Here is a 21,194-nt window from a genome sequence, read left to right on the forward strand (position 1 = left end):
TCCCGTGGACGGAGCCGTGAACGGCCCGGGAACGGACCGAGCGCCCGCCTCCGCCGGGGGCGGGACGGGCGCTCGGGTGGTGCTTTTCCGGTCAGGCGGTGGCGGACGACGTGTCGCCGCCCTTGACGGCCTCGTCGGCCGTCTCCTTCACAGGCTCCTTGGCCACCTTGGCGCGCTCGTCCGCGGCTGCGCGGATGGAACGCCAGGCGGACTCGGCGGCCTGCTGCTCCGCCTCCTTCTTGCTGCGGCCGGTGCCGGTGCCGTACGAGACGCCTCCGACGCGGGCGGCAGCAGTGAAGGTCTTCTCGTGGTCGGGGCCGGTCTCCGTGACCAGGTACTCGGGCACGCCGAGTCCCTCGATCGCGGTCAGCTCCTGGAGGGAGGTCTTCCAGTCCAGGCCGGCACCGAGGTTGGAGGACTTCTCGATCAGCGGGTCGAACAGGCGGTGCACCAGTTCGGAGGCCGCGTCGAGGCCCTGGTCGAGATAGACCGCGCCGATCACCGCTTCCAGGGTGTCGGCGAGGATGGATGCCTTGTCCCGGCCGCCCGTGCCCTCTTCACCACGGCCGAGCCGGATGAAGGCGCCCAGGTCGAGGCCACGGCCGACCTCCGCCAGCGCACGCGAGTTGACCACCGCGGCCCGCAGCTTGGCCAGCTGGCCTTCGGGCAGGTCGGGGTGGGTGCGGTACAGCGTGTCCGTGACGACGAGGCCCAGCACGGAGTCCCCAAGGAACTCCAGCCGCTCGTTCGTCGGCAGACCGCCGTTCTCGTACGCGTAGGAACGGTGGGTCAGCGCTCGCACCAGAAGGGCGGACTCGACCTGGTAGCCGAGCCGCCCTTCCAGAAGCGTGTGGGACGAGGCCTGCGGACTACCCCCGCGCTGGCGGGGACCAGCTGCTTTCGCGTCAGTCATCGGGCCTCTCACCAGCCGCTCAGACTTCGAGGACCTGGCGCTTGTTGTAGGTGCCGCACGACGGGCACGCGATGTGCTGCTGCTTGGGCTCGTGGCAGCGCTCGCACGCAACCAGGGTGGGGACCGCAGCCTTCCACTGCGACCGGCGGTGGCGCGTGTTGCTGCGCGACATCTTCCGCTTCGGAACAGCCACGGCTACTTCTCCTGCTTCTCGTCGACGCCCGCTTCGGCGCCGCTCATCTCGTCCTTCTCGCCGTCCGTCATCGAACCGGCGAGTCCCTGCAATGCCGCCCAACGGATGTCGACGGCGTCATGGTGGTGGTCCGGGTCGTCCGCGAGCCGCGCTCCGCACTCGGAGCACAGGCCCGGGCAGCCTTCCTGGCACACCGGCTGCATCGGCAGTGCGAGCACCACCGCATCACGCAGCAGAGGTTCGAGGTCGAAGAGTCCGTCCTCGAGGAAGAACCTGTCCTCGTCGTCCTCGGCGTCGTCGCCCGGTTCCGCGATCACACGGCCCCGGTCGTCGGCGTCAGGGTACGAGAACAGTTCCTGGAAGTCCGCTTCGAGCTCCAGCTCGACCGGCTCCAGACACCTTACGCACTCCCCCTCGGCCTGTGCACGGGCGGTGCCTGTGACGAGCACCCCTTCCAAGACCGACTCCAGCCGGAGTTCGAGTTCGACCGGGGCGCCTTCCGGCACTCCGATGACCCCCTGGATGCCGAGATCGGCGGGAGCGTCGATCGTGCGGGTCAGGCGCTGGAGCGCGCCAGGACGCCGACCCAGCTCGTGCGTGTCGAACACGAGGGGGTTGCGGTGGTCGAGGCGGGCGTTGGAAGCCATTCCTGCTTTCGATCTACGAACTCGGAGGGACGCCGCCCGTCGGTGTCCCGGGGCAGCGGTGATCGCGGACATACGCGCGACCGAAGAGCCAGGATACTGGACCTTTCGCTCTGCGCCCAATCCGGTGTGCCTACAGGCCCCGGCCCTGCTCGTACGCCCTCAGCTGCTCCGCGCTGATCATGCTGGTGTCGAAGAGGCTGGTCTCGTCCAGAGCGTAGCCCTGCTGCCCCTGGGGCTCGGGCTGCTGCGGCTGGTGCTGGGGCTGGGACTGGGGCTGCCCGGGGTCGTAGCCGCTCTGCCGGGCGTCGTAGCCCTGGTAGGCGTAGGGGTCGGCCTGCTGGTAGCCGTACGGGTCCTGCTGGGGGGCGTAGCCGGGCTGCTGCGGGAAGCCCGCGTACGGGTCCTGCTGCTGGAGGGGGGCGCCTCCCGCCGGGACGTAGCCGGGGGCGGAGGGGTAGGCCGGCTGCGGTTCGTACGACGGCTGCGGCGGCTGCGCCTGCTCCCGGGGCTCGGTCTGCCGCCGGTCCGCGCGGTCGCTGTCAGCGAGGGCCGCGAGGTCGGCGAGGTAGTCGGCGTCGCTGGAGTGCTGGAAGGTCGTGGTGTCGTCGGCGAGGGCGCCGAGGTCGTCGGTGGCGATCCGGCCGTGCAGCTTCTGCCGGCCCCGGCCGACGGCCTCCAGGGTCTTGGCGAGGACCGCCTCGAAGGCGCCGAGCTTGGCGTCCACGTAGGCGTCGGCGTTGTGGCGCAGGGTCTCCGGGTCCTGGCTGCGCTCGGGGGCGTCCTCGTCCTCGTAGCCGTTCTCGTCCAGGCCGGACCCGGTGCCGAGGAGCTTCTCGCGGCCCCGGCCCACCGAGCCGAGGGTCTTGGTGAGGACGACCTCGAAGTTGGCGAGCTTGGAGTCGACGTAGTCGTCGGCCTCGGCGCGGATCTCCTCGGCCTCCTGGCGGGCCTCGGCGAGGATCCGGTCGGCCTCGGCCTGGGAGCGGCGGGCGATCTCGGTGTCGGAGACCAGCGAGCCGCGCTCGGCGTGCGCGTTCTCGATGATCCGCTCGGCCTCCAGCCGGGCCTGCTCGACCATCTGCTCGCGGTCGCCGATCAGCTCCTGCGCCTGGGCGAGGGAGCCGGGCAGCGCCTGGCGCACCTCTTCGAGCATCGCGAGCAGCTCGGCGCGGTTGACCACGCACGATGCCGACATGGGCATGGACCGGGCGCCGGAGACCGTGGAGACGATCTCGTCGAGCTTCTTCTGCACGTCCACCTGTGCTCGCCACTCTCTACAGCCGGGTTGGAGACGGACGGGACGACTGTAGCCCCATCAGCCCTTGGCGAAGCGCTTGTTCAGTGCCTCGACGACCTCGGCGGGCACCAGGTGGGAGACGTCGCCGCCCCAGGCCGCGACCTCCTTGACGAGGGAGGAGGAGAGGAAGCTGTAGGTGGGGTTGGTGGGCACGAACAGCGTTTCCACGCCGGTCAGGCCGTTGTTCATCTGGGCCATCTGGAGTTCGTAGTCGAAGTCGCTGACGGCGCGCAGGCCCTTGACGATGGCGGGGATGTCGCGCTGCTTGCAGAAGTCGACGAGGAGGCCGTGGTGCGCCTCCACGCGGACGTTGGCGTACTCGGCGGTGACCCGGCGGATCAGGTCGATCCGCTCCTCGATGTCGAACAGGCCCTTCTTGGACTTGTTGATCATCACCGCGACGTAGACCTCGTCGTACAGACGGGAGGCTCGGGCGATGATGTCGAGATGTCCGTTGGTGATCGGGTCGAACGACCCGGGACAGACGGCGCGGCGCACTTGTGATCCCTCGCTCTCCGGTCCGGTCATCGTGCGTCTTCGCACGTAGAGGCGGCGCGACCGTACCAAAACGTTCCCTCGCCGTAGCGACGGGACCGGATCGCCTCGAAGCCGTCCGGCCAGCGGAATTCGCCGCCTCTGGTGCTGCGCTCCACGGTGACGAGCGCTTGCTCAGCGAGCCAGCGTTCCGAGCGGAGTGTGAGCAGAATCTCCCGAAGATCGTCGTCCGAGACGGCGTACGGGGGGTCGAGGAAGACCAGGTCGTACGGCTCTTCCGGGGCGGGCTGCCTGATCACCTGTTCCGCTTTGCCCGTTCTGACCTCGGCGCCGGGAAGGCCCAGGTTCTTCACGTTCTCGCGGACGATCCGCGCGGCCCGGGCGTCCGCCTCGACCAGCAGGGTGTGGCTCGCACCCCGGGACAGGGCCTCCAGGCCCACGGCGCCCGAGCCGGCGTAGAGGTCCAGGACCCGTTCGCCGTCCAGCGGACCGCCGAGGAGGGACTGCCAGGTGGAGAAGAGGCCCTCGCGCGCGCGGTCCGAGGTGGGGCGGGTGCCGGTGCCGGGGGGTACTGCCAGGCGCCGTCCGCCGGCCCGGCCGGCGATCACGCGGGTCATGTGGGGTCCTTCTCAGTGGGCGGCTTTACGGGTTCATTGTGGCTGCTCGCGGACTTCCGTGCGCCGCCCCCGGGCGGGACGCCTCACCTCTTGTCCACGTACCGCTCTTCTCACCCCTTCTCCAGGTACTGCTCTCTCTCCTCGTCCAGAAGGGCGTCCAGGGCCGTCCGCAGGGCCGGGAGGCCGGTCAGCTCGGGATCCGCCGCCACCACCGCCGCCGCTTCCTCCCTCGCCTCCGCGATGACCTCCTCGTCCTCGATGACCGCCAGGACCCGCAGGCTGGAGCGGGCGCCGGACTGTGCCTGGCCGAGGACGTCGCCCTCGCGGCGCTGTTCGAGGTCGATGCGGGACAACTCGAAGCCGTCGAGGGTGGAGGCGACGGCGGCCAGGCGCTGGCGGGCGGGGCTGGCCTCGGGCATCTCGGTGACCAGCAGGCACAGGCCGGGGGCGGAGCCCCGGCCGACCCGGCCGCGCAGCTGGTGGAGCTGGGAGACACCGAAGCGGTCGGCGTCCATGATGACCATGGCCGTGGCGTTGGGGACGTTGACGCCGACCTCGATGACGGTGGTGGCGACCAGGACGTCCGTCTCGCCGGCGGCGAAGCGGCGCATCACGGCGTCCTTGTCGTCGGGGTGCATACGGCCGTGCAGCGCCTCCACCCCGAGGCCCTTCAGGGGGCCGCGGGCGAGCTGGTCGGCGACGTCGAGCACGGCCAGCGGGGGGCGCTTGTCCGCCTCGTCCTCCGGGGACTTCTTCCGGCCCGCCTTCTTCGGGTCGTCCTCCTCGTCCCCGATGCGCGGGCAGACGACGTACGCCTGGTGGCCGGCCTCGACCTCCTCGCGGACGCGTTCCCAGGCGCGGGCCAGGAAGTGGGGCTTGTCGGCGGCCGGGACGACATGGGTGGCGATCGGGGAGCGGCCGGCCGGGAGCTGGTCGAGGACCGAGGTCTCCAGGTCGCCGAAGACGGTCATGGCGACCGTGCGCGGGATGGGGGTGGCCGTCATGACGAGGAGGTGCGGGGACCGCTTCTCCCCCTGGGAGTGCGCCTTGCCGCGCAGGGCGTCGCGCTGCTCCACGCCGAAGCGGTGCTGTTCGTCCACCACGACCAGGCCCAGGTCGTGGAACTGGACCTTGTCCTCGATGAGGGCGTGGGTGCCGATGACGATGCCCGCCTCGCCGGTGACCAGGTCCAGCAGGGCCTGGCGGCGGGCCGCCGCGCCCATGGAGCCGGTGAGCAGGACGACCTTGGTGGCGTGCTCGGCACCGCCCAGCATGCCGCCCTCGGCCAGCTCGCCCATCATCTCGGTGACCGAGCGGTGGTGCTGCTGGGCGAGGACCTCGGTGGGCGCCAGCATGGCCGCCTGCCCGCCCGCGTCGACCACGGCGAGCATGGCGCGCAGGGCGACCATCGTCTTTCCACTGCCGACCTCCCCCTGCAGCAGGCGGTGCATCGGGTGGGCGGTGGCCAGGTCGGTGAAGATCTCCTGGGAGACCTTCCGCTGGCCCTCGGTGAGGGTGAAGGGGAGGCGGTCGTCGAAGGCGGCGAGGAGGCCGTCCGGCCGGGGGACGCGGGGGACGGCGGCGAGCTGGGTGTCGGCGTGCCGGCGGCGGGCCAGGGCGACCTGGAGGACGAAGGCCTCGTCCCACTTCAGGCGGGCCCGGGCGTCGGCGATGTCCGCCTTGGTGTGCGGGCGGTGGATCTTGAGCAGGGCCTCGGGGAGCGGGAGCAGGCCCCGGCCCTCGCGGAGGGTCTCGGGCAGCGGGTCGAGGGCTTCCTGGACGCTCGGCAGGACCGTCTGCACCGCCTTGCCGATCTTCCAGGACTCCAGCTTGGCGGTGGCCGGGTAGAGGGGGATCAGCGCGCCGGCCCAGCTCTCGACCGTCTCCTCGCCGTCGTCTCGGAGCAGCTCGTAGGCCGGGTGGGCGAGTTGGAGGCGGCGGTTGAAGACGGAGACCTTGCCCGCGAACATCGCGCGGGTGCCCGGCAGCAGTTCCTTGTGCGGTTTGTGGACGCCGTTGCCGAAGAAGACCAGCTGGAGCCGGCCGCTGCCGTCGGTGATGGTGACCTCGAGGCGCTGGCCCTTGCCGCGCGGGGCCCTGGACGAGGCGAAGGTGTGCAGGCGGGCGTCGGCGACCTGGGCGACCACCGTGACGTGCTCGTCCATCGGGAGGTCGGCGAGGTGGGTGAGCTGGCCGCGCTCCTCGTATCTGCGGGGGTAGTGGTGCAGCAGGTCGCCGACGGTGTGCAGGCCGAGGTGCTCGGCCATCACCTTCGCGGTGGCGGGGCCGAGCACCTTCTTGAGCGGTTCTTGCAGTGCGGGCACGCGATCCATTGCACACCACGGCACTGACAATGCCGTAGACGCCGCCCTGGAAGGTTCCGGGCCGGACGCTGTAAACATCAGGGAAACTCCTGGTCAGGCGGGCTGTTCCGGGCCTAGGATGACGCGCTCCGGCCATCCTTCGCGGTCACCGCCCCGCCGGGACCGCCCGACCCCGCGCCGCGCACTCCCCCCTCCGGCGCAGTGACGATGGACTCCTCCCAGACCTCTCAGGCATCCCAGGCATCCCGGTCACCCCATCCACCTCACACTTTCCAGGTCGACCTGCGCGGTCTGGTGGACCTGCTCTCCCATCACCTCTACTCCAGTCCCCGGGTCTACCTGCGCGAGCTGCTGCAGAACGCCGTGGACGCCGTCACCGCCCGGCGGGCCGTCGAGCCGGACGCCCCGGCGCGGATCCGGCTGCACGCGGCGGACGGCGCCCTGCGGGTGGAGGACACCGGCATCGGGCTCACCGAGCCGGACGTGCACAGCCTGCTGGCGACCATCGGCCGCAGCTCCAAGCGGGCCGAGGGCCTGCAGGAGGCCCGGGCGGACTTCCTCGGCCAGTTCGGCATCGGGCTGCTGGCCTGCTTCGTGGTCGCCGAGCGGATCCGGGTGGTCAGCCGCAGCGCCCGTACACCGAAGGCCCCGCCGGTGGAGTGGACGGCGCGCGACGACGGCTCGTACACCGTGCGCACCCTCCCCGACGCCGAGCGGCCCGAGCCGGGTACGACCGTGTACCTGACGGCGCGGGCCGGCTCGGCCGAATGGCTGGCGCCGGAGCGGGTCCGCGAGCTGGCCCGGGACTTCGGCTCGCTGCTGCCGTACGACGTCCGGGTCGGCGGCGAACCGGTCACCGACCTGCCCGCCCCCTGGGACCGCACCTACCCGAGTCCCTCCGGCCGGCGGGTGGCGCTGGCCCGGCACTGCCAGGAGCTGTTCGGTTTCGCCCCGCTGGACTCGATCGACCTGGACGTGCCGCTGGCCGGGGTCCGCGGGGTGGCGTACGTGCTGCCGTCGGCGGTCAGCCCGGCCCAGCGGGCGACCCACCGGGTGCACCTGAAGGGCATGCTGCTCACCGAGCGGGCCGAACAGCTGCTGCCGGACTGGGCGTTCTTCGTGCGCTGCGTCCTGGACACCGACAGCCTGCGGCCCACCGCCTCGCGCGAGTCGCTGTACGAGGACGAGACCCTCGCCGCCGTACGGGACGCCCTCGGACAGAGGATCCGGTCCTGGCTGACCGGGCTCGCGGCCGGTGACCCGGAGCGCCTGTCGGCCTTTCTCGCCGTGCACCATCTGGGCGTGAAGTCCCTGGCCCGGCACGACCCGGAGATGCTGCGCACGATGCTGCCGTGGCTGCCGTTCGAGACGACCGACGGGCAGCTGTCCCTGGAGGAGTTCGCGCGACGGCACCCGGTGGTGCACTTCACGCGGACGGTCGAGGAGTACCGGCAGGTCGCGCCGATCGCCTCGGCGCAGGGCGTCGGGGTGGTCAACGGCGGCTACACCTACGACAGCGAGCTGGTCGAGGCGCTGCCGCGGGTGCGGCCGGGCACGGTCGTGGCCGAGCTGGACGCGGACACCGTGACCGCGCACCTGGACGCGGTCGACCCGGGCGAGGAGCTGGCGCTGGCCGGTTTCCTGGCCGCCGCGCGGGACCGGCTCGACCCGCTGGGCTGTGACGTCGTCCTGCGGGCCTTCCACCCGCTGTCCGTGCCCGCGCTGCACCTGGACGACCGGGCCGCCCGGCACGAGCAGGCCCGGGCGGCGGCCGAGGAGCAGGCCGACGACCTGTGGGCGGGCATCCTGGGCTCGCTGCGCGGCAGCGCCCCGCGCGCGCGTCTGGTGCTCAACCACCTCAACCCGCTGGTCCGGCGGATCGGCGCGCTCCGCGATCCGGAGCTGATCGGCACGGCGACCGAGTCACTGTACGGGCAGGCCCTGCTGATGGCGCAGCGCCCGCTGCGCCCGGCCGACTCGGCGCTGCTCAACCGGGCGTTCATCGGGCTGCTCGCATGGGCGACCCACGGGGAGGGGGACGGACGATGAGCGAGATCACCGACTTCGACGCGCTGCGCCGGGCGCTCGCGGAGAACGCCGAGGAACCGGAGGGCCCGGCCCGCAACGCGCGCGCGGAACAGCTGCTCGCCGAGGCCGAGAAGCTGAACATCCCGCTGGCCGTGATCGAGGCGCTCGGGCACCAGCTGAAGGTCTACAACTACAGCAGCGAGAAGGACAGGATGTTCGTCCCGTTCGCGCGGCTGCTGCGCATGTGGGACGAACGGCCGGAGGACTTCGACGAGTACGAGACGCACTCGCTGCACTGGGTCTTCAAGTGGATGTCGGCGGGCATGCTGGACCAGCCGCACATCCCGCTGGCCTCGATCGAGAAGTGGCTCGGCGAGATGGAGCACCGCTACCGGCTCGCGGGCCACTCGGAACGGGCCGTGCGCAGCGCCGAGTTCAGTGTGGCCGCGCACATCGGGGACCTCGCGCGCGCGGAGCGGGCGTACGCCGCGTGGCTGGCCGCCGACCGGGACGCGATGGCCGACTGCCACGCCTGCGAGCTGCACGGGCAGGGCGTCTGGCAGGTGCGGTGCGGGCGGGACGCGGAGGCGCTCCAGCTGTGGCGTCCGGTGCTGGAGGGCGAGTTCACCTGCGCGCACGAGCCGCACACGGTGCTCGCCTCCTCGCTGGCCCCGCTGCTGCGCCTCGGCCGCCTGGAGGAGGCGCGGGCCCACCACCTGCGCGGCTTCCGGCTGGTGCGGTCCATGGAGAGCATGCGGGGCGCGTACGCCGACCACGTGGAGTTCTGCGCGCTGACCGGGAACGAGGCGCGCGGTCTGGAGCTGCTGGCGGAGCGGCCGGCGTACTTCACGGACACCGGGCATCCGCGCAGCCGGCTGGACTTCCTGGCCGTGGTGGCGCTGCTCATGGACCGGCTGATCGAGCTGGGCCTGGGCGCGCAGCGGGTGCCGGGGCCGGCCGGGCGGACCTGGACCGCGCGGGAACTCGCCGCGCACGCGCGCGCGGAGGCGACGGACCTGGCCGAGCGGTTCGACCGCCGCAACGGCACGTCCGCCGTGGGCGACCGGATCCGGGCGCGGATGGCCCAGCGCCCGCTGGAGGAGCGGCTGCCGCTGGGCGTGCGTACGGTGCGCCCCGCGCCGGCGCCCGCGCCGGCCGCGGCCCCGGTGGCGGACGTCCCGGACGTCCCGGGCGAGCCCGGCCTGCCCGACCTGCCCGCCCTGCTCGCGGAGGCGCGGCGGCTGTCGCAGACCCTGCGGCCGCACGCCCTTCAGGCGTGGGCGGCGGTCGCGCGGGCCGCCGGGGACGGTGCCGGCCTGGAACCGCGCGACCGCGCGGAGATCGCCGACCACGAGGCGATGGCCCGCGGTCCGGAGGGCCTCCCCCTGTTCGAGCGGGCGGCTGACTTGTACGCGGAGGCCGGCGACCCCGGCGAGGCGCTGGCCGCACGCGCGCGTGCGGCGTACATCCGCGCGCTGGCGGGCGAGGTGGACGCGGCCCTCGCCGCGGTCACGGAGCTGTACGACGAGGTGCTCGCGCTGTACGCCGACGAGGGCACCGGGGTGCGGCAGACGGCGTCGGTGGTGATGAGCCGGGCGCGGGTGCTGATGCGGCGGGTGCACGAGGCGGCCGCGGGCGGCGGTCAGGACGCCGTGCGGGCCGTCGCCGAGGCCGAGGCGGCCGTGCGGGAGGTGCCGGCGCTCGTCGAGGGGTGCGGCGGGGACGACGTACGGCTGGCGGCACGGGCCGCCGAGGCACGGGCGATGCTCGCCGAGCTGGCCGCGCTCACCGGGGACGCGGAGCGGGCGGCGGAGCTGTTCCGGTGCTCCGCCGACGCGTACGTGGCGGCCGGGCTGCCCTGGTTCGCGGTGGAGTACGAGGTGCAGGTCGCCGCCCTCGCCCACCAGGCCGGTGACCTGGCCGGGGCCGAGCAGGCGCTGCGGGCGGCCCTGGAGCACGGCGGCCCGTACGTGGAGCCGGTGGGGCGGGCCCAGCTGCACCTCCAGCTGGCGGAGGTGCTCGGCGGCCGGGACGCGCCCGGCGAGGCGGCCGAGCACGCGCTCCAGGCCGCGCACTGGGCCGACGAGGCCGGGGAGAGCGGCACGCTGGGCGCCTGGGCGCGGCAGCAGCTGGGCGGCTTCCTGCTGCGCCGGGGCCGGTACGCGGAGGCCGCCGAGGTGCTGGAGTCCGCGCTCGCCGACCTGAGCGCCGAGACGCACGGGGACGGGGTGGTCGTACAGGCGCACTGGTGGCTCGGGGACTGCCTGGGCGAGCTGGGCGAGCACCGGGCCGCCGCCGAGGAGCGGCTCAAGGCGGCCGACCTGGCCCGGCACTGGCCCGAGCAGCAGGACCACGCCACGCTCGCCCACCTCGCCGCCGAGTCGCTGGGCAACGCGGGGCTGGCGGCGGAGGCGGACCGGGCCTACGCGCGCGCGGGCGAGCTGTGGCGGGCGCTCGGCAACGCCCCGTTCCTGGTCCGCTCGCTGCGCGCCCGGGCCTGGCTGGCGCTGGGCGGGGAGTCCGGTGCGGCGGACGCCCGGGCGCTGATGGCGGAGGCGATACGGGAGTGCGCGTCGGCGCTGGCGGCGGCCGAGGGGGCGGACCGGGAGGAACTGGCCGAGGAACTCGGCGGCACCCACCGGCAGTACGCGGAGCTGCTGGCCCGCTCGGCGTCCGAGGAGGCCGAGGACGCGGCGATCCGGGCCGCGTTCGAGGCGGCGCTGGAGCAGATGACCCGGGCCGTGGCGGTGTTCGCCGGGCTCGGCGCGGCCGGGCTGCACAGCCGTACCGGCGCCGAACTGGGCGCGGGCTGGCTGGAGGCCGACCTGGGCCGTCCGGCGGGGGCGGCGGCACGCGCGCGTGCGGTGCTCGCGGCCTACGAGGGCGCGGACGACGGCGACGAGACCGTGCTGGCCCGCCGGGAGGAGGCCGCGCAGATGCTGGAGGCGGCGCGGGAAGGGGAGGACGCCGAGCGGGACTGACCGGCGGTCACTCCCTCGCCGCGACCGAGCGGCGCAGGCGCCGCTCCCACGCGACTGGGCGGCGGTCGCCTCACTCCACGCCGATGAGCAGCAGCGCGCCCTGCCGCCCGCCGCGGTAGGCGACCGTGTCCACCGCCAGGTACGACTCCCGTACATGGGTCTCCAGGTGCCCGGCGACGGCCCCGGGCGCCTCGTCGCCGACGACGAGCGTGACCAGTTCGCCGCCGGCCTGGAGCATGCGGTCCAGGACGGTCCGGGCGGTGGCGGTGACGTCCGCGCCGATCACCGCGACGTCGCCGTCGATCAGGCCGAGCACGTCCCCGGCCTGGCAGATGCCGGCGGTGGTCCAGGACTCGTGCTCGGCGACGACGACCTCGGCGTAGCGGGTGGCGCCCGCCGCCGAGGTCATCCGGACCACGTCCTCGTCGAACCGGCGCTCCGGCTCGTGCACCGCGAGCGCGGCGATGCCCTGGACCGCCGAGCGGGTCGGGATCAGGGCGACGCGAATGCCCTCGGTGCGGGCCTGCTCGGCCGCGGCGGCGGCCGTGTGGTGCAGGTCGGCGTCGTTGGGCAGCAGCACGACCTCGCGCGCGTGGGCGCGCCGTACCGCCTGCACCAGCTCCCCGCTGGCGGGCGGCTCCCCGGGGCGCGCGAGGACGGTGGTCGCGCCCGCCTCGGTGTACAGCCCGGCCAGTCCCTCGCCCGGTACGACGGCGACGACCGCGCGCTGGGCACGCTCGCGCGGCGGGCGCTCGCGCCCGGTGTGCACGTCGCCGAGCCCGAAGTGGGTGATCCGGATCCGGTACGGCCGCCCCGCCTCCACACCCGCCTCCACGGCGGCGCCCGCGTCGTCCACGTGCACATGGACGTTCCACAGCCCGTCGCCGCCGACCACGACGAGGGAGTCCCCGAGGGCGTCGAGCCGCGCCCGCAGCCGGGCCACGGCCGCGTCCTCGGCCTCCAGGAGGTAGATCACCTCGAAGGCGGGGCCGCCGGCGTCGGTCGGACATTCCGGGGCCGTCTCCACGACCGTCCCCATCCCCGTGTCCACGGCCGTCCCGATGCCCGTGTCCACGGCCGTCTCCGGGCCCGTCTCTTCGTCCGCCGCTATGCCCGTCCCCTTGCCCGTCTCTCCGCGCGTCCCTTCGCCCGTCCCCGCGCCTGTCCCGGCTGCCTCGTCGCGCGCGTGCGCGTCGGGCGCCTCCACGCGCGCGTGGAGGGCACGCAGCGGAGCCTCGCGCGCCGCCTCCCCCGTGAACGCCTCCACCAGCGCCCCCAGGACCGCCACCAGCCCCCGGCCGCCCGCGTCGACCACGCCGGCCCGCTCCAGCACGGCCAGCTGGCCCGGGGTCGCGGCCAGCGCCGCCAGCGCGCCCTCGTAGGCGGCCCGGGCGACCGTCCCGCAGTCGCCCTCGGCCCCCTCGGCGGCGTCGGCGGCGGCCGAGGCGACCGTGAGCACCGTGCCCTCGACGGGGTGGGCCACGGCCTGCCGGGCGGAGTCCGCGGCCCGGCGCAGGGCCAGCCGCAGCGCCGAACCGTCGGTGTGAGGGGAGTCACCGGCATCCGCGAGCACCTGGGCCATGCCGCGCAGCAGTTGCGCGAGGATCGTCCCGGAGTTGCCCCGGGCCCCGATCAGCGCCCCGTGGGCCATGGCCCGCACGGCGTCGGCCAGGGCGGGCTCGCCGGCACCGGTGCCGTGCCCGGCGAACACCGCCTCCACGGCCGTCGCCGCCGACTCCACGGTCAGATAGAGATTGGTCCCGGTGTCGCCGTCGGCCACCGGATAGACGTTGATCGCGTCGATCTCCTCACGGGCCCGGCCCAGTGCCCGGAGCGCCAGACCGCACCAGGTGCGCACCGCGAGAGCATCGAAGAATGTCTGCGGCACCTGCGCCACCTGCGCCTCCCTGAGCCGGCCGTACGTGGGACGCAGCGTAGACCCCGGACCGGTGTACTCCGGAAGAGGGCCGGGGCGGGGGCCCGATCTGCCATGGTAGTTTCGTTGTACGGACGCAGCCGTTGTATGCTGCTCCGGTTGCCCGATCCGATCGGGCCATTCCCCCTGGCAACGCCACTCAAGATCTCAGGTCTTAGGATCTCGATCCCGGCATGCCGGGATTAACCGTAAGTGCATCTGAAGTCTTTGGAGTGACCCGTGGCTGCCAACTGCGACGTCTGCGGCAAGGGGCCGGGCTTCGGCAACAACATCTCGCACTCGCACCGCCGTACGTCCCGTCGCTGGAACCCGAACATCCAGCGTGTGCGTACTGTGGTCGGCGGGACGCCGAAGCGCGTGAACGCTTGCACCTCGTGCATCAAGGCCGGCAAGGTCTCGCGCTGACGCTTCAGCTGAGCGCGCGGCCACTGCCTGCTGGTTCGCTGCACTGAGCCGGTCCACCTCCGGGTGGGCCGGCTTTTTGCCGTACCCACGGACCGTTCCCGCGGGCCGTACCCACGGCGTAGCCCGCGGGCCGTGCTCACGGCCGTACCCATGACCGGCCGTGGCCTGCCAGAATCCACGGAATGCGCTTCGGCATCCTGGGCCCGGTCGAGATCCACACCGACGACGGCACCCCGCTCGACCCCGGCGGGCCCCGGCCCCGGGCCCTGCTCACGCTGCTGCTGCTCGACGCCGGCCGCCCCGTGCCGGTGGAGCGGCTCCTCGACGGCCTGTACGGCGTCGAGCCGCCCGCCGGGGCCGTGAGCGCGCTGCAGTCGCAGATCTCCCGCCTGCGCCGGCGGCTCGCGCCGCACGCCGGCGTCGACGCCGTCCCCGCCGGATACGTGCTCGCCGTCGCCCCTGACGCGGTCGACGCCCACCGTTTCGCTCGGCTGGCCGCCGAGGGCCGTACGGCGCTCACCGCCGGCGACCATCCGCGGGCGGCAGCCCTCCTGCGCGACGCCCTCGCGCTGTGGCGGGGGCCGGCGCTGCCCGACCTGCCGGACGCGCACGCCGACCGGGCCCGGCTGGAGGAGCAGCGGCTGACCGTCGTCCAGGACCGGATCGAGGCCGAACTGGGGGCCGGGGGCGGCCCGGAGCTGGTGCCCGAGCTGCGGGCGCTGCTCCGGGGGCACCCGCTGGACGAGCGGCTGTACGGGCAGCTGATGCGGGCCCTGTACGCGGCCGGGCGGCCCGCCGAGGCGCTGGCGGTGTTCGAGGACGCGCGGCGCACGCTCGCCGACGAGCTGGGCGCGGACCCCTCGCCGGAGCTGTCCGCGCTCCACCTCGATCTGCTCCGGGACGGCACCGAGCCCCCGGCCCGGCCCCGGCTGCCGGCCCAGCTGACCCGGTTCGTGGGCCACGAGGCGGAACTGGCCCGGATCGACCGCGCCCTGTCCGACTCCCGCCTGGTCACCCTGACCGGCCCCGGCGGCGTCGGCAAGACCCGCCTGGCCCTGGAGGCGGCCCGCGCCCGCACCGGCTCTGTCGCGGTCCACGCCCGCACCGGGCCCCGCCCGGGTGCCGTCCCGGACGTCTGTCTGGTCGAGCTGGCGCCGGTCGCCGACGGTTCGCGGATCCCGTACGCGGTGCTGGCGGCGCTGGGGGTGCGGGACGGGTTCCGGAGTCCGGCCACGGACGCCCTGGACCGGTTGCTGGAGGCGCTGGCGGACCGTGAGGTGCTGCTGGTGCTCGACAACTGCGAGCACCTGGTCGAGGCCGCCGCGCGTACGGTCGCGCTGCTCCTGGGCGCCTGCCCGGACGTGCGCGTGCTGGCGACCAGCCGGGAGTCGCTGGGCGTCACGGGCGAGGTGCTGGTGCCGGTGCCGCCGCTGCCCGTGGAGCCGGCCGTGCGGCTGCTGCTGGACCGGGCGCGGGCGGTGCGGCCCGATTTCGACGGCCACGCGCGCGTGCCGGAGATCTGCCGGGCGCTGGACGGGCTGCCGCTGGCGATCGAGCTGGCGGCGGCCCGGCTGCGTACGCTCTCCGTGGACGAGCTGGCGGACCGGCTGCACGACCGGTTCCGGCTGCTCGCGCGCGGGGACCGCGCCAAGGCTCCCCGGCACCGCACGCTGCGCGCGGTGGTGGAGTGGAGCTGGGAGCTGCTGGACGCGCAGGAGCGGGACCTGGCGAGCAGGCTGACCGTGTTCGCGGGCGGGGCCACCCTGGACGCCGTGGCGGCGGTGTGCGGGGTGCCGTACCCGGAGGACCCGCTGGCGTCCCTGGTGGAGAAGTCCTTCCTGGAGGTGTCCGACGGGCGCTACCGGATGCTGGAGACGATCCGCGCCTTCGCCGCCGAGGCCCTCACCGGCCCCCGGGAGCCGCGGGAGCTGCGGGCCGCCCACGCCGCGTACTTCCTGCGGCTGGCCGAGCAGGCGGAGCCGCTGCTGCGCGGCGGTGACCAGCTGCCCTGGCTGGAGCGGCTGGCGGCCGAGCAGGAGAACCTGGACGCGGCCCTGCGGTGCCTGACGGAGACCGCGCCGCGGGACGCGCTGCGGCTGACGGCCGCGCTGACCTGGTTCCGGCGGCTGCGCGGCCTGCACGGCGACCGTGTGCCCGGCGCCCGTGCGCTGCTCGCGGCGGCCGGGGCCGAGCCGCCTCCCGGTCTGGCCGAGGAGTACGCGCTGTGCGTGATGAACGCGGTCTCCGGGCGGGGCGACGACCCGGAGGACGCCGGACTGACCGCACGCGCGGGCGCCCTGATGGCCTCGCTGGACGGTCCGCTGCGGCTGCCGTTCACGGTGATCCTGTGGTCCCTCACGGGCGGCCCCCGGTTGAACGTGGACACACGCGTGCGCGTGCAGTTGGACCGGGAGCCGTGGGGCCTCGCCCTGCTGGACCTGGGCCTCGCCTACCAGGACCTGCTCGCCGGGCGCGCGGCGGCCGCGGAGACGGGCTTCACGCGCGCGTGGAAGGGTTTCCGGGAAACGGGGGACCGCTGGGGCATGGCCAACTGCCTCGATCCGCTGGGCGGTTTCGCGTACGGCCGGGCTGAGTACGCGCGGGCGCTGGCCCTGCTGGACGAGGGTCTGGTGCACGTCCGCGAGCTGGACGCGCCGGAGGAGACCGCCGACCTGCTGCGCAGCCGGGCGGTGGTGCTGCTGGCCCAGGGGGCGTCGCGGGAGGCCGCCGCGCACTTCACGCGCTCCGGTGAGCTGGCCCGTACCGCCGGGGCGACGGACAAGGTGGCCGGGGCGCTGCGCGGCCTGGGGGACGTGGCCCGGCTGGCCGGGGACGCGGCACGCGCGCGCGTGCACTACGAGAACGCCCTGGAGGCGTGCGCGGCCACCTGGTTCAGCGTCGGGGAGACGGCCCGCATCCTCGTCGGTCTGGGACGCGCGTCCCTCGCCGAGGGCGACCCGGACACCGCCGGGGACTGGCTCGCCCAGGCCCGCGCGCAGGCCCTGGACCCGCCCGACCCGCTCCTGCTCGCCGACGTCGCGTACGCCCTCGCGGCCGCCGCCCCGCGGCCGGAGCGGGCGGCCGAACTCCTCGGCGCCGCCGCCGCCCTGCGCGGCGCGCCCCTGCACGGGGACCCGGACGTCGCGCGGACGACGGAGCACACGCGCGCGTACCTGTCGGCCGAGGCGTACGCCACGGCCTACGAGCGGGGCCACGGGCTGCGGTCGGCGGCGGTCAGCGAACGGTAGGCGGACGGTAAGCGGCGTCCGCGAGCGTGGCCGGCATGACGAAGACACACGACCTCGGCCACCTGTCCGTCCTCATCTCCGGCGCCAGCGTCGCCGGCCCCGCCCTCGCCCTGAACCTGGCCCGCTACGGCGCCCGGGTCACGGTCGTGGAGAAGGCGCCCGCCCTGCGCGCCGGCGGCTTCGCGGTCGACTTCCGGGGGCACGTGCACCGTACGGTGCTCACCGCGATGGGCATCTGGGACGACGTCCACGCCCACCAGACCCGCATGGGCCCGCAGAGCGTCGTCGCCGCCGACGGCACCCCTCGGGTGGACCTGCCCGCGGAGATGATGAGCGGCGACGTGGAGATCTTCCGCGGCGACCTCGCGCGGATCATGTACGAGCGGACGAAGGACTCGGCGGAGTACGTCTTCGGCGACTCCGTCACGGCGCTGACCGACACCCCGCGGGGCGTGGAGGTCGCGTTCGAGCGGGGTGCGCCCCGCCGCTTCGACCTCGTCGTCGGCGCCGACGGCCTGCACTCGAACACCCGCCGCCTGGTGTTCGGGGACGAGTCCCGCTACCTGCGCTTCCTCGACCACTACGTGGCCGGCTTCAGCCTCCCCAACCACCTGGGCCTGAACCGCACCGGCCTGCTGTACAGCGAGCCCGGCCGCTGTGTCGGCCTCAACAACTACGACGGCGACCCGGAGCGGGCCGGCGCGCTGCTGGTGTTCCGGTCCGGGCGGCTGGCGTACGACCGCCGGGACGTCGCGGCGCAGAAGCGGATCCTCACCGAGCGGTTCGCCGGGATGGGCTGGGAGACACCGGCCGTGCTGGAGGGGCTCGCGGAGACGGACGACCTGTACTTCGACGCCATCGCGCAGATCCACATCGACCGTCTCACCCGGGGGCGGGTGGCGCTGCTCGGGGACGCCGGGTACGGGGCGACGATGGGCGGCATGGGCACGGGCGTGGCGATCGTCGCCGCCCACGTCCTCGCCGGTGAACTGGCCCTGGCGGGCGGCGACCACCGGGTGGCGCTGCCGGCCTACGAGAGCCGGATCCGGGACTTCGCCAAGGGCTGCCAGAAGATCTCCGGCAACGCGGGACCGTTCTTCGCTCCGGCCACCGAGCGGCGCATCCGCAACCGGGACCGGATGTACCGGCTGCTCGGCTCCCGGATGCTGGCGGGGTTCTTCAAGCGGATGACGGAGAAGGCGGCGACCGCCGTCGACCTCGGGAAGTACCCGGTCTGATCCCCGGCCGACGCCGCCGGAAGACGGCCCCGGTCAGCGGGTGTCCCGCCCCAGCGCCCAGCCGTGGTCCACGGGCCCGATCCCCGCGCCCAGGGCGAACCCGGCGGCGATGGCGCCGGTGACGTACTCCTTGGCCGCCGCGACCGCCTCCGGCACGGACCGCCCCCCGGCCAGGCCGCAGGCGATCGCGGAGGCGAGGGTGCAGCCGGTGCCGTGGGTGTGCCGGTTGTCGTGGCGGGGCGCCCGGAGCAGATGCTCCTCGGTGCCGTCGGTGAGCAGGTCCACGGCGTCGCCCGCCAGGTGGCCGCCCTTGATCAGCACCCACCGCGGACCGAACTCCAGCACGGCCGCGGCGGCCCGTCGCAGATCGTCCTCCGACCGGACGCGGACGCCGGTGAGTTGGGCGACCTCGTCCAGGTTCGGCGTGGCGACGGTGGCGGCCGGGAGCAGTTTCGTGCGGACGGAGTCCAGCGCGGAGGCGGCCAGCAGCGGGTCGCCGTGCTTGGAGACGCCGACCGGGTCGACCACGGCCGGCGCGTCCGTGCCGGAGATCAACTCGGCGACCGCCTCGACCAGTTCGGCGGAGGCGAGCATGCCGGTCTTCACGGCCTGGACGCCGATGTCGTCCACGACGCTGCGGTACTGCGCCCGCACCGCCTCCACCGGCAGCTCCCAGGCGCCCTGCACGCCCAGGGAGTTCTGCGCGGTCACCGCGGTGAGCACGCTCATGCCGTGCACGCCGAGCGCGAGCATCGTCTTCAGGTCGGCCTGGATTCCGGCGCCGCCGCCGGAGTCCGAGCCGGCCACCGTGAGCACCCTGGGCGGCGCCGCGGAGGTGCTCATGACTCGATGTCCCCGAAGTGGTCCCAGCCGCCCTTGCTGGTCCAGGGCGCCCCGTCGACCGTCACCTGGGGCAGCGCGGAGGGGTTGAGGACCTCGCCGATGACCTTCCACCGGGCCGGGAGCTTGGCGTCCGGCGGGAAGGTGGCCACGATCGCGTGGTCCTCTCCGCCGGTCAGCACCCACTGGAGCGGATCCACGCCGACGGCCTGCCCGATGTCGTTCATCTGCGTGGGGATGTCGATCGCGCCGGAGCGGATGTCGATGCGGACCTTGCTGGCCTCGGCGATGTGCCCGAGGTCGGCGATCAGGCCGTCGCTGACGTCGCACATCGCGGTGGCGCCGAGCGCGGCGGCGGCCGGGCCCGCGTGGTACGGCGGCTCGGGGCGCCGGTGGGCCTCCACGAAGGCGCGCGGCGAGCGGAAACCGCGGGCGAGCACCGCGTACCCGGCCGCGGACCAGCCCAGCCAGCCGGTGACGGCCACGAGGTCGCCGGGCTGGGCACCGGCGCGCGTGACGGGCTCCTGGTTGCGCAGGTCGCCGAGCGCGGTGATCGACACCATGATCGTATCGCCGCGTACGACGTCCCCGCCGACCACGGAGGCGCCGGCGACCTGGCACTCGTCGCGCAGTCCGTCCATCAGCTCGGTGGGCCAGGTGACCGGCAGCTCGGCCGGGACGACCAGGCCGAGCAGCAGCGCGGTGGGCACGGCGCCCATGGCGGCGATGTCGGCGAGGTTCTGCGCGGCGGCCTTGCGGCCGACGTCGTAGGCCGTGGACCAGTCGCGGCGGAAGTGCCGGCCCTCCAGCAGGATGTCGGTGCTGGCCACCACCCGGCGGTCGGGGGCGGCCACCACCGCGGCGTCGTCGCCGGGGCCGACCCGGACCGCCGGGGTGGTGGTGAGACGGGAGGTCAGCTCCCTGATGAGCCCGAACTCACCTAGCTCACCCACTGTGCCCTTCATTGCCTCAAGCCCCTTCTGTGCCGTGCCCTGCACCGGTCGCGCGTCATCAGTGTCCCCGATACGGTCGAGAGGACCGTAAGTCGCGGTCCCGAGTGACCGCCGGCCCGGTCGGCGATGACCGTCGGTACGGTCGTCGACGACGGTCGGTACGGTCCGGGTGACCGTCAATGTCCGTCGTGCCCGCACCCTGGCGCGCAAGCCCGGTTCCCGCAGGTCTCCCCGCGGGGAGCGGCGACGCGATACCGTGGCGTTCCTTTCCCCCACATGATCCTCGTGGCCGCCCTGGAGGTTCCGTGGTACAGGCGTACATCCTGATTCAGACGGAGGTCGGCAAGGCGTCGACCGTCGCCGAGACGATCCGCAAGATCCCTGGAGTGATCCAGGCGGAGGACGTGACGGGACCGTACGACGTGATCGTGCGCGCCCAGGCCGACACCGTCGACGAACTCGGCCGCATGGTGGTCGCGAAGGTCCAGCAGGTGGACGGCATCACGCGCACCCTGACCTGTCCGGTCGTCCATCTGTAGCCCCCGTCTACGCTGGGCCGGTGAACTTCCTCCGTCACCGGCCTCTCGGCCTGTTCGCGCCCGCCCTGCTCATCGCCGTCGCGGGCTGCTCCACCGCGGACGACGGCAGCGTCGCGGCCCCCACCCCCGACGCGAAGACCGCCCCGTTCTGCCGTGAGCTGGACAAGGTGCTGCCACGGAAGGTGGACGGGCGAAGCCGCCAGGACCCCGAACCCCGGTCCGCCTACACGGCGGGCTGGGGAAGCCCGGCGATCATACTGCGCTGCGGCATCGTCCGGCCGCCGAAGATGGTCGACCCCAAGGTGGCCCTGGGCCAGGACCCGGACGCGATCGGCGGCGGGGTCAACGGGGTGGAGTGGCTGATGGAGAAGGAGGACGACGGGACGTGGCGGTTCACCACGTCCGAGCGTCGGGCGTACGTGCAGGTGACCCTGCCGAAGGAGCTGTCCGGGTCGGACGACAGCGCCCAGGTGCTGATGGACCTGGCGCCGGCCGTCAAGAAGGCGGTCCCGGAGGGAATGGCCTCCATGAGGCACTGAG

At 74.1% G+C, this 21,194-nt stretch carries 17 protein-coding genes; 7 read left to right on the top strand and 10 right to left on the bottom strand.

Annotation, left to right across the window (positions count from 1 at the left end):
- Positions 1-91: 91 nt before the first annotated feature.
- The 7 genes from rnc to recG all read right to left on the bottom strand — a co-directional run bounded on the left by rnc (position 92) and on the right by recG (position 6,495).
- Positions 92-913: a ribonuclease III gene (gene rnc, locus IEZ20_RS29555; RefSeq protein ID WP_189304298.1), complete on the bottom strand. Its 822-nt coding sequence runs from the start codon at positions 911-913 to the stop codon at positions 92-94.
- A 19-nt stretch (positions 914-932) separates the two neighbouring features.
- A complete protein-coding gene (gene rpmF, locus IEZ20_RS29560; protein ID WP_003951102.1) occupies positions 933-1,106 on the bottom strand; it encodes a 50S ribosomal protein L32 in 174 nt (57 codons plus the stop codon).
- A 2-nt stretch (positions 1,107-1,108) separates the two neighbouring features.
- Positions 1,109-1,753: a YceD family protein gene (locus IEZ20_RS29565; RefSeq protein ID WP_189304381.1), complete on the bottom strand. Its 645-nt coding sequence runs from the start codon at positions 1,751-1,753 to the stop codon at positions 1,109-1,111.
- A gap of 130 nt (positions 1,754-1,883) precedes the next feature.
- On the bottom strand, positions 1,884-3,011 hold the full coding sequence (locus IEZ20_RS29570; RefSeq protein WP_189304300.1) for a F0F1 ATP synthase subunit B: 1,128 nt from the start codon (positions 3,009-3,011) through the stop codon (positions 1,884-1,886).
- A gap of 57 nt (positions 3,012-3,068) precedes the next feature.
- Positions 3,069-3,548 carry a pantetheine-phosphate adenylyltransferase gene (gene coaD, locus IEZ20_RS29575; protein WP_189304383.1) on the bottom strand — a complete coding sequence of 160 codons (480 nt, stop codon included), beginning with the start codon at positions 3,546-3,548 and terminating at the stop codon, positions 3,069-3,071.
- A gap of 26 nt (positions 3,549-3,574) precedes the next feature.
- The gene (gene rsmD, locus IEZ20_RS29580; protein ID WP_189304302.1) at positions 3,575-4,162 is read right to left on the bottom strand and encodes a 16S rRNA (guanine(966)-N(2))-methyltransferase RsmD; all 588 of its coding nucleotides are present in this window, start codon (positions 4,160-4,162) and stop codon (positions 3,575-3,577) included.
- Between the two features lie 110 nt (positions 4,163-4,272).
- Positions 4,273-6,495: an ATP-dependent DNA helicase RecG gene (recG, locus tag IEZ20_RS29585; protein ID WP_189304304.1), complete on the bottom strand. Its 2,223-nt coding sequence runs from the start codon at positions 6,493-6,495 to the stop codon at positions 4,273-4,275.
- Positions 6,496-6,693: 198 nt separating this feature from the next.
- On the opposite strand from recG, the gene IEZ20_RS29590 reads away from it, so the two are divergent.
- Together IEZ20_RS29590 and IEZ20_RS29595 are read left to right on the top strand one after the other, a co-directional pair.
- Positions 6,694-8,535 (top strand): HSP90 family protein, encoded by a 1,842-nt coding sequence (locus tag IEZ20_RS29590; protein ID WP_189304307.1) that lies wholly within the window; start codon positions 6,694-6,696, stop codon positions 8,533-8,535.
- Positions 8,532-11,495, top strand: a complete 2,964-nt coding sequence (locus tag IEZ20_RS29595) for a tetratricopeptide repeat protein (RefSeq protein WP_189304309.1) — start codon at positions 8,532-8,534, stop codon at positions 11,493-11,495. The genes IEZ20_RS29590 and IEZ20_RS29595 overlap by 4 nt, the downstream gene beginning before the upstream one ends.
- A 70-nt stretch (positions 11,496-11,565) precedes the next feature.
- Here IEZ20_RS29595 and fakA read toward each other — a convergent pair whose 3' ends face one another.
- Positions 11,566-13,392 carry a DAK2 domain-containing protein gene (gene fakA / locus IEZ20_RS29600; protein ID WP_189304311.1) on the bottom strand — a complete coding sequence of 609 codons (1,827 nt, stop codon included), beginning with the start codon at positions 13,390-13,392 and terminating at the stop codon, positions 11,566-11,568.
- Positions 13,393-13,650: 258 nt separating this feature from the next.
- On the opposite strand from fakA, the gene rpmB reads away from it, so the two are divergent.
- The 3 genes from rpmB (at position 13,651) to IEZ20_RS29615 (ending at position 18,322) form a co-directional block, all read left to right on the top strand.
- The gene (rpmB, locus tag IEZ20_RS29605; RefSeq protein WP_003993230.1) at positions 13,651-13,836 is read left to right on the top strand and encodes a 50S ribosomal protein L28; all 186 of its coding nucleotides are present in this window, start codon (positions 13,651-13,653) and stop codon (positions 13,834-13,836) included.
- Positions 13,837-14,018: 182 nt separating this feature from the next.
- Entirely contained in the window at positions 14,019-17,084 is a 3,066-nt protein-coding gene (locus tag IEZ20_RS29610) for an ATP-binding protein (protein ID WP_189304313.1), read from the top strand.
- A 35-nt stretch (positions 17,085-17,119) separates the two neighbouring features.
- The gene (locus tag IEZ20_RS29615; protein ID WP_189304315.1) at positions 17,120-18,322 is read left to right on the top strand and encodes an FAD-dependent monooxygenase; all 1,203 of its coding nucleotides are present in this window, start codon (positions 17,120-17,122) and stop codon (positions 18,320-18,322) included.
- A gap of 33 nt (positions 18,323-18,355) precedes the next feature.
- Here the strand turns inward: IEZ20_RS29615 and thiD are convergent, their stop codons facing one another.
- Positions 18,356-19,165, bottom strand: a complete 810-nt coding sequence (gene thiD / locus IEZ20_RS29620; RefSeq protein ID WP_189304317.1) for a bifunctional hydroxymethylpyrimidine kinase/phosphomethylpyrimidine kinase — start codon at positions 19,163-19,165, stop codon at positions 18,356-18,358.
- Positions 19,162-20,127, bottom strand: coding sequence for a thiamine-phosphate kinase (locus tag IEZ20_RS29625; protein ID WP_030649164.1), 966 nt, complete (start codon positions 20,125-20,127; stop codon positions 19,162-19,164). Before IEZ20_RS29625 ends, thiD begins: the two co-directional genes overlap by 4 nt.
- Before the next feature lie 293 nt (positions 20,128-20,420).
- On the opposite strand from IEZ20_RS29625, the gene IEZ20_RS29630 reads away from it, so the two are divergent.
- Both IEZ20_RS29630 and IEZ20_RS29635 read left to right on the top strand, forming a co-directional pair.
- On the top strand, positions 20,421-20,654 hold the full coding sequence (locus IEZ20_RS29630; protein ID WP_189304319.1) for an Lrp/AsnC family transcriptional regulator: 234 nt from the start codon (positions 20,421-20,423) through the stop codon (positions 20,652-20,654).
- A gap of 20 nt (positions 20,655-20,674) precedes the next feature.
- Entirely contained in the window at positions 20,675-21,193 is a 519-nt protein-coding gene (locus IEZ20_RS29635; RefSeq protein ID WP_189304321.1) for a DUF3515 domain-containing protein, read from the top strand.
- Position 21,194: the final 1 nt, after the last annotated feature.

This window comes from Streptomyces cinerochromogenes, from assembly GCF_014648635.1.
GTDB lineage: Bacteria > Actinomycetota > Actinomycetes > Streptomycetales > Streptomycetaceae > Streptomyces > Streptomyces cinerochromogenes.

Bases quoted from the DNA above. Each gene is read 5' to 3' on its own strand.
- rnc (WP_189304298.1), bottom strand. From the start codon at position 913: ATGACTGACGCGAAAGCAGCTGGTCCCCGCCAGCGCGGGGGTAGTCCG.
- IEZ20_RS29565 (WP_189304381.1), bottom strand. From the start codon at position 1,753: ATGGCTTCCAACGCCCGCCTCGACCACCGCAACCCCCTCGTGTTCGAC.
- rsmD (WP_189304302.1), bottom strand. From the start codon at position 4,162: ATGACCCGCGTGATCGCCGGCCGGGCCGGCGGACGGCGCCTGGCAGTA.
- recG (WP_189304304.1), bottom strand. From the start codon at position 6,495: ATGGATCGCGTGCCCGCACTGCAAGAACCGCTCAAGAAGGTGCTCGGC.
- IEZ20_RS29590 (WP_189304307.1), top strand. From the start codon at position 6,694: ATGGACTCCTCCCAGACCTCTCAGGCATCCCAGGCATCCCGGTCACCC.
- IEZ20_RS29595 (WP_189304309.1), top strand. From the start codon at position 8,532: ATGAGCGAGATCACCGACTTCGACGCGCTGCGCCGGGCGCTCGCGGAG.
- IEZ20_RS29610 (WP_189304313.1), top strand. From the start codon at position 14,019: ATGCGCTTCGGCATCCTGGGCCCGGTCGAGATCCACACCGACGACGGC.
- IEZ20_RS29615 (WP_189304315.1), top strand. From the start codon at position 17,120: ATGACGAAGACACACGACCTCGGCCACCTGTCCGTCCTCATCTCCGGC.
- thiD (WP_189304317.1), bottom strand. From the start codon at position 19,165: ATGAGCACCTCCGCGGCGCCGCCCAGGGTGCTCACGGTGGCCGGCTCG.
- IEZ20_RS29625 (WP_030649164.1), bottom strand. From the start codon at position 20,127: ATGAAGGGCACAGTGGGTGAGCTAGGTGAGTTCGGGCTCATCAGGGAG.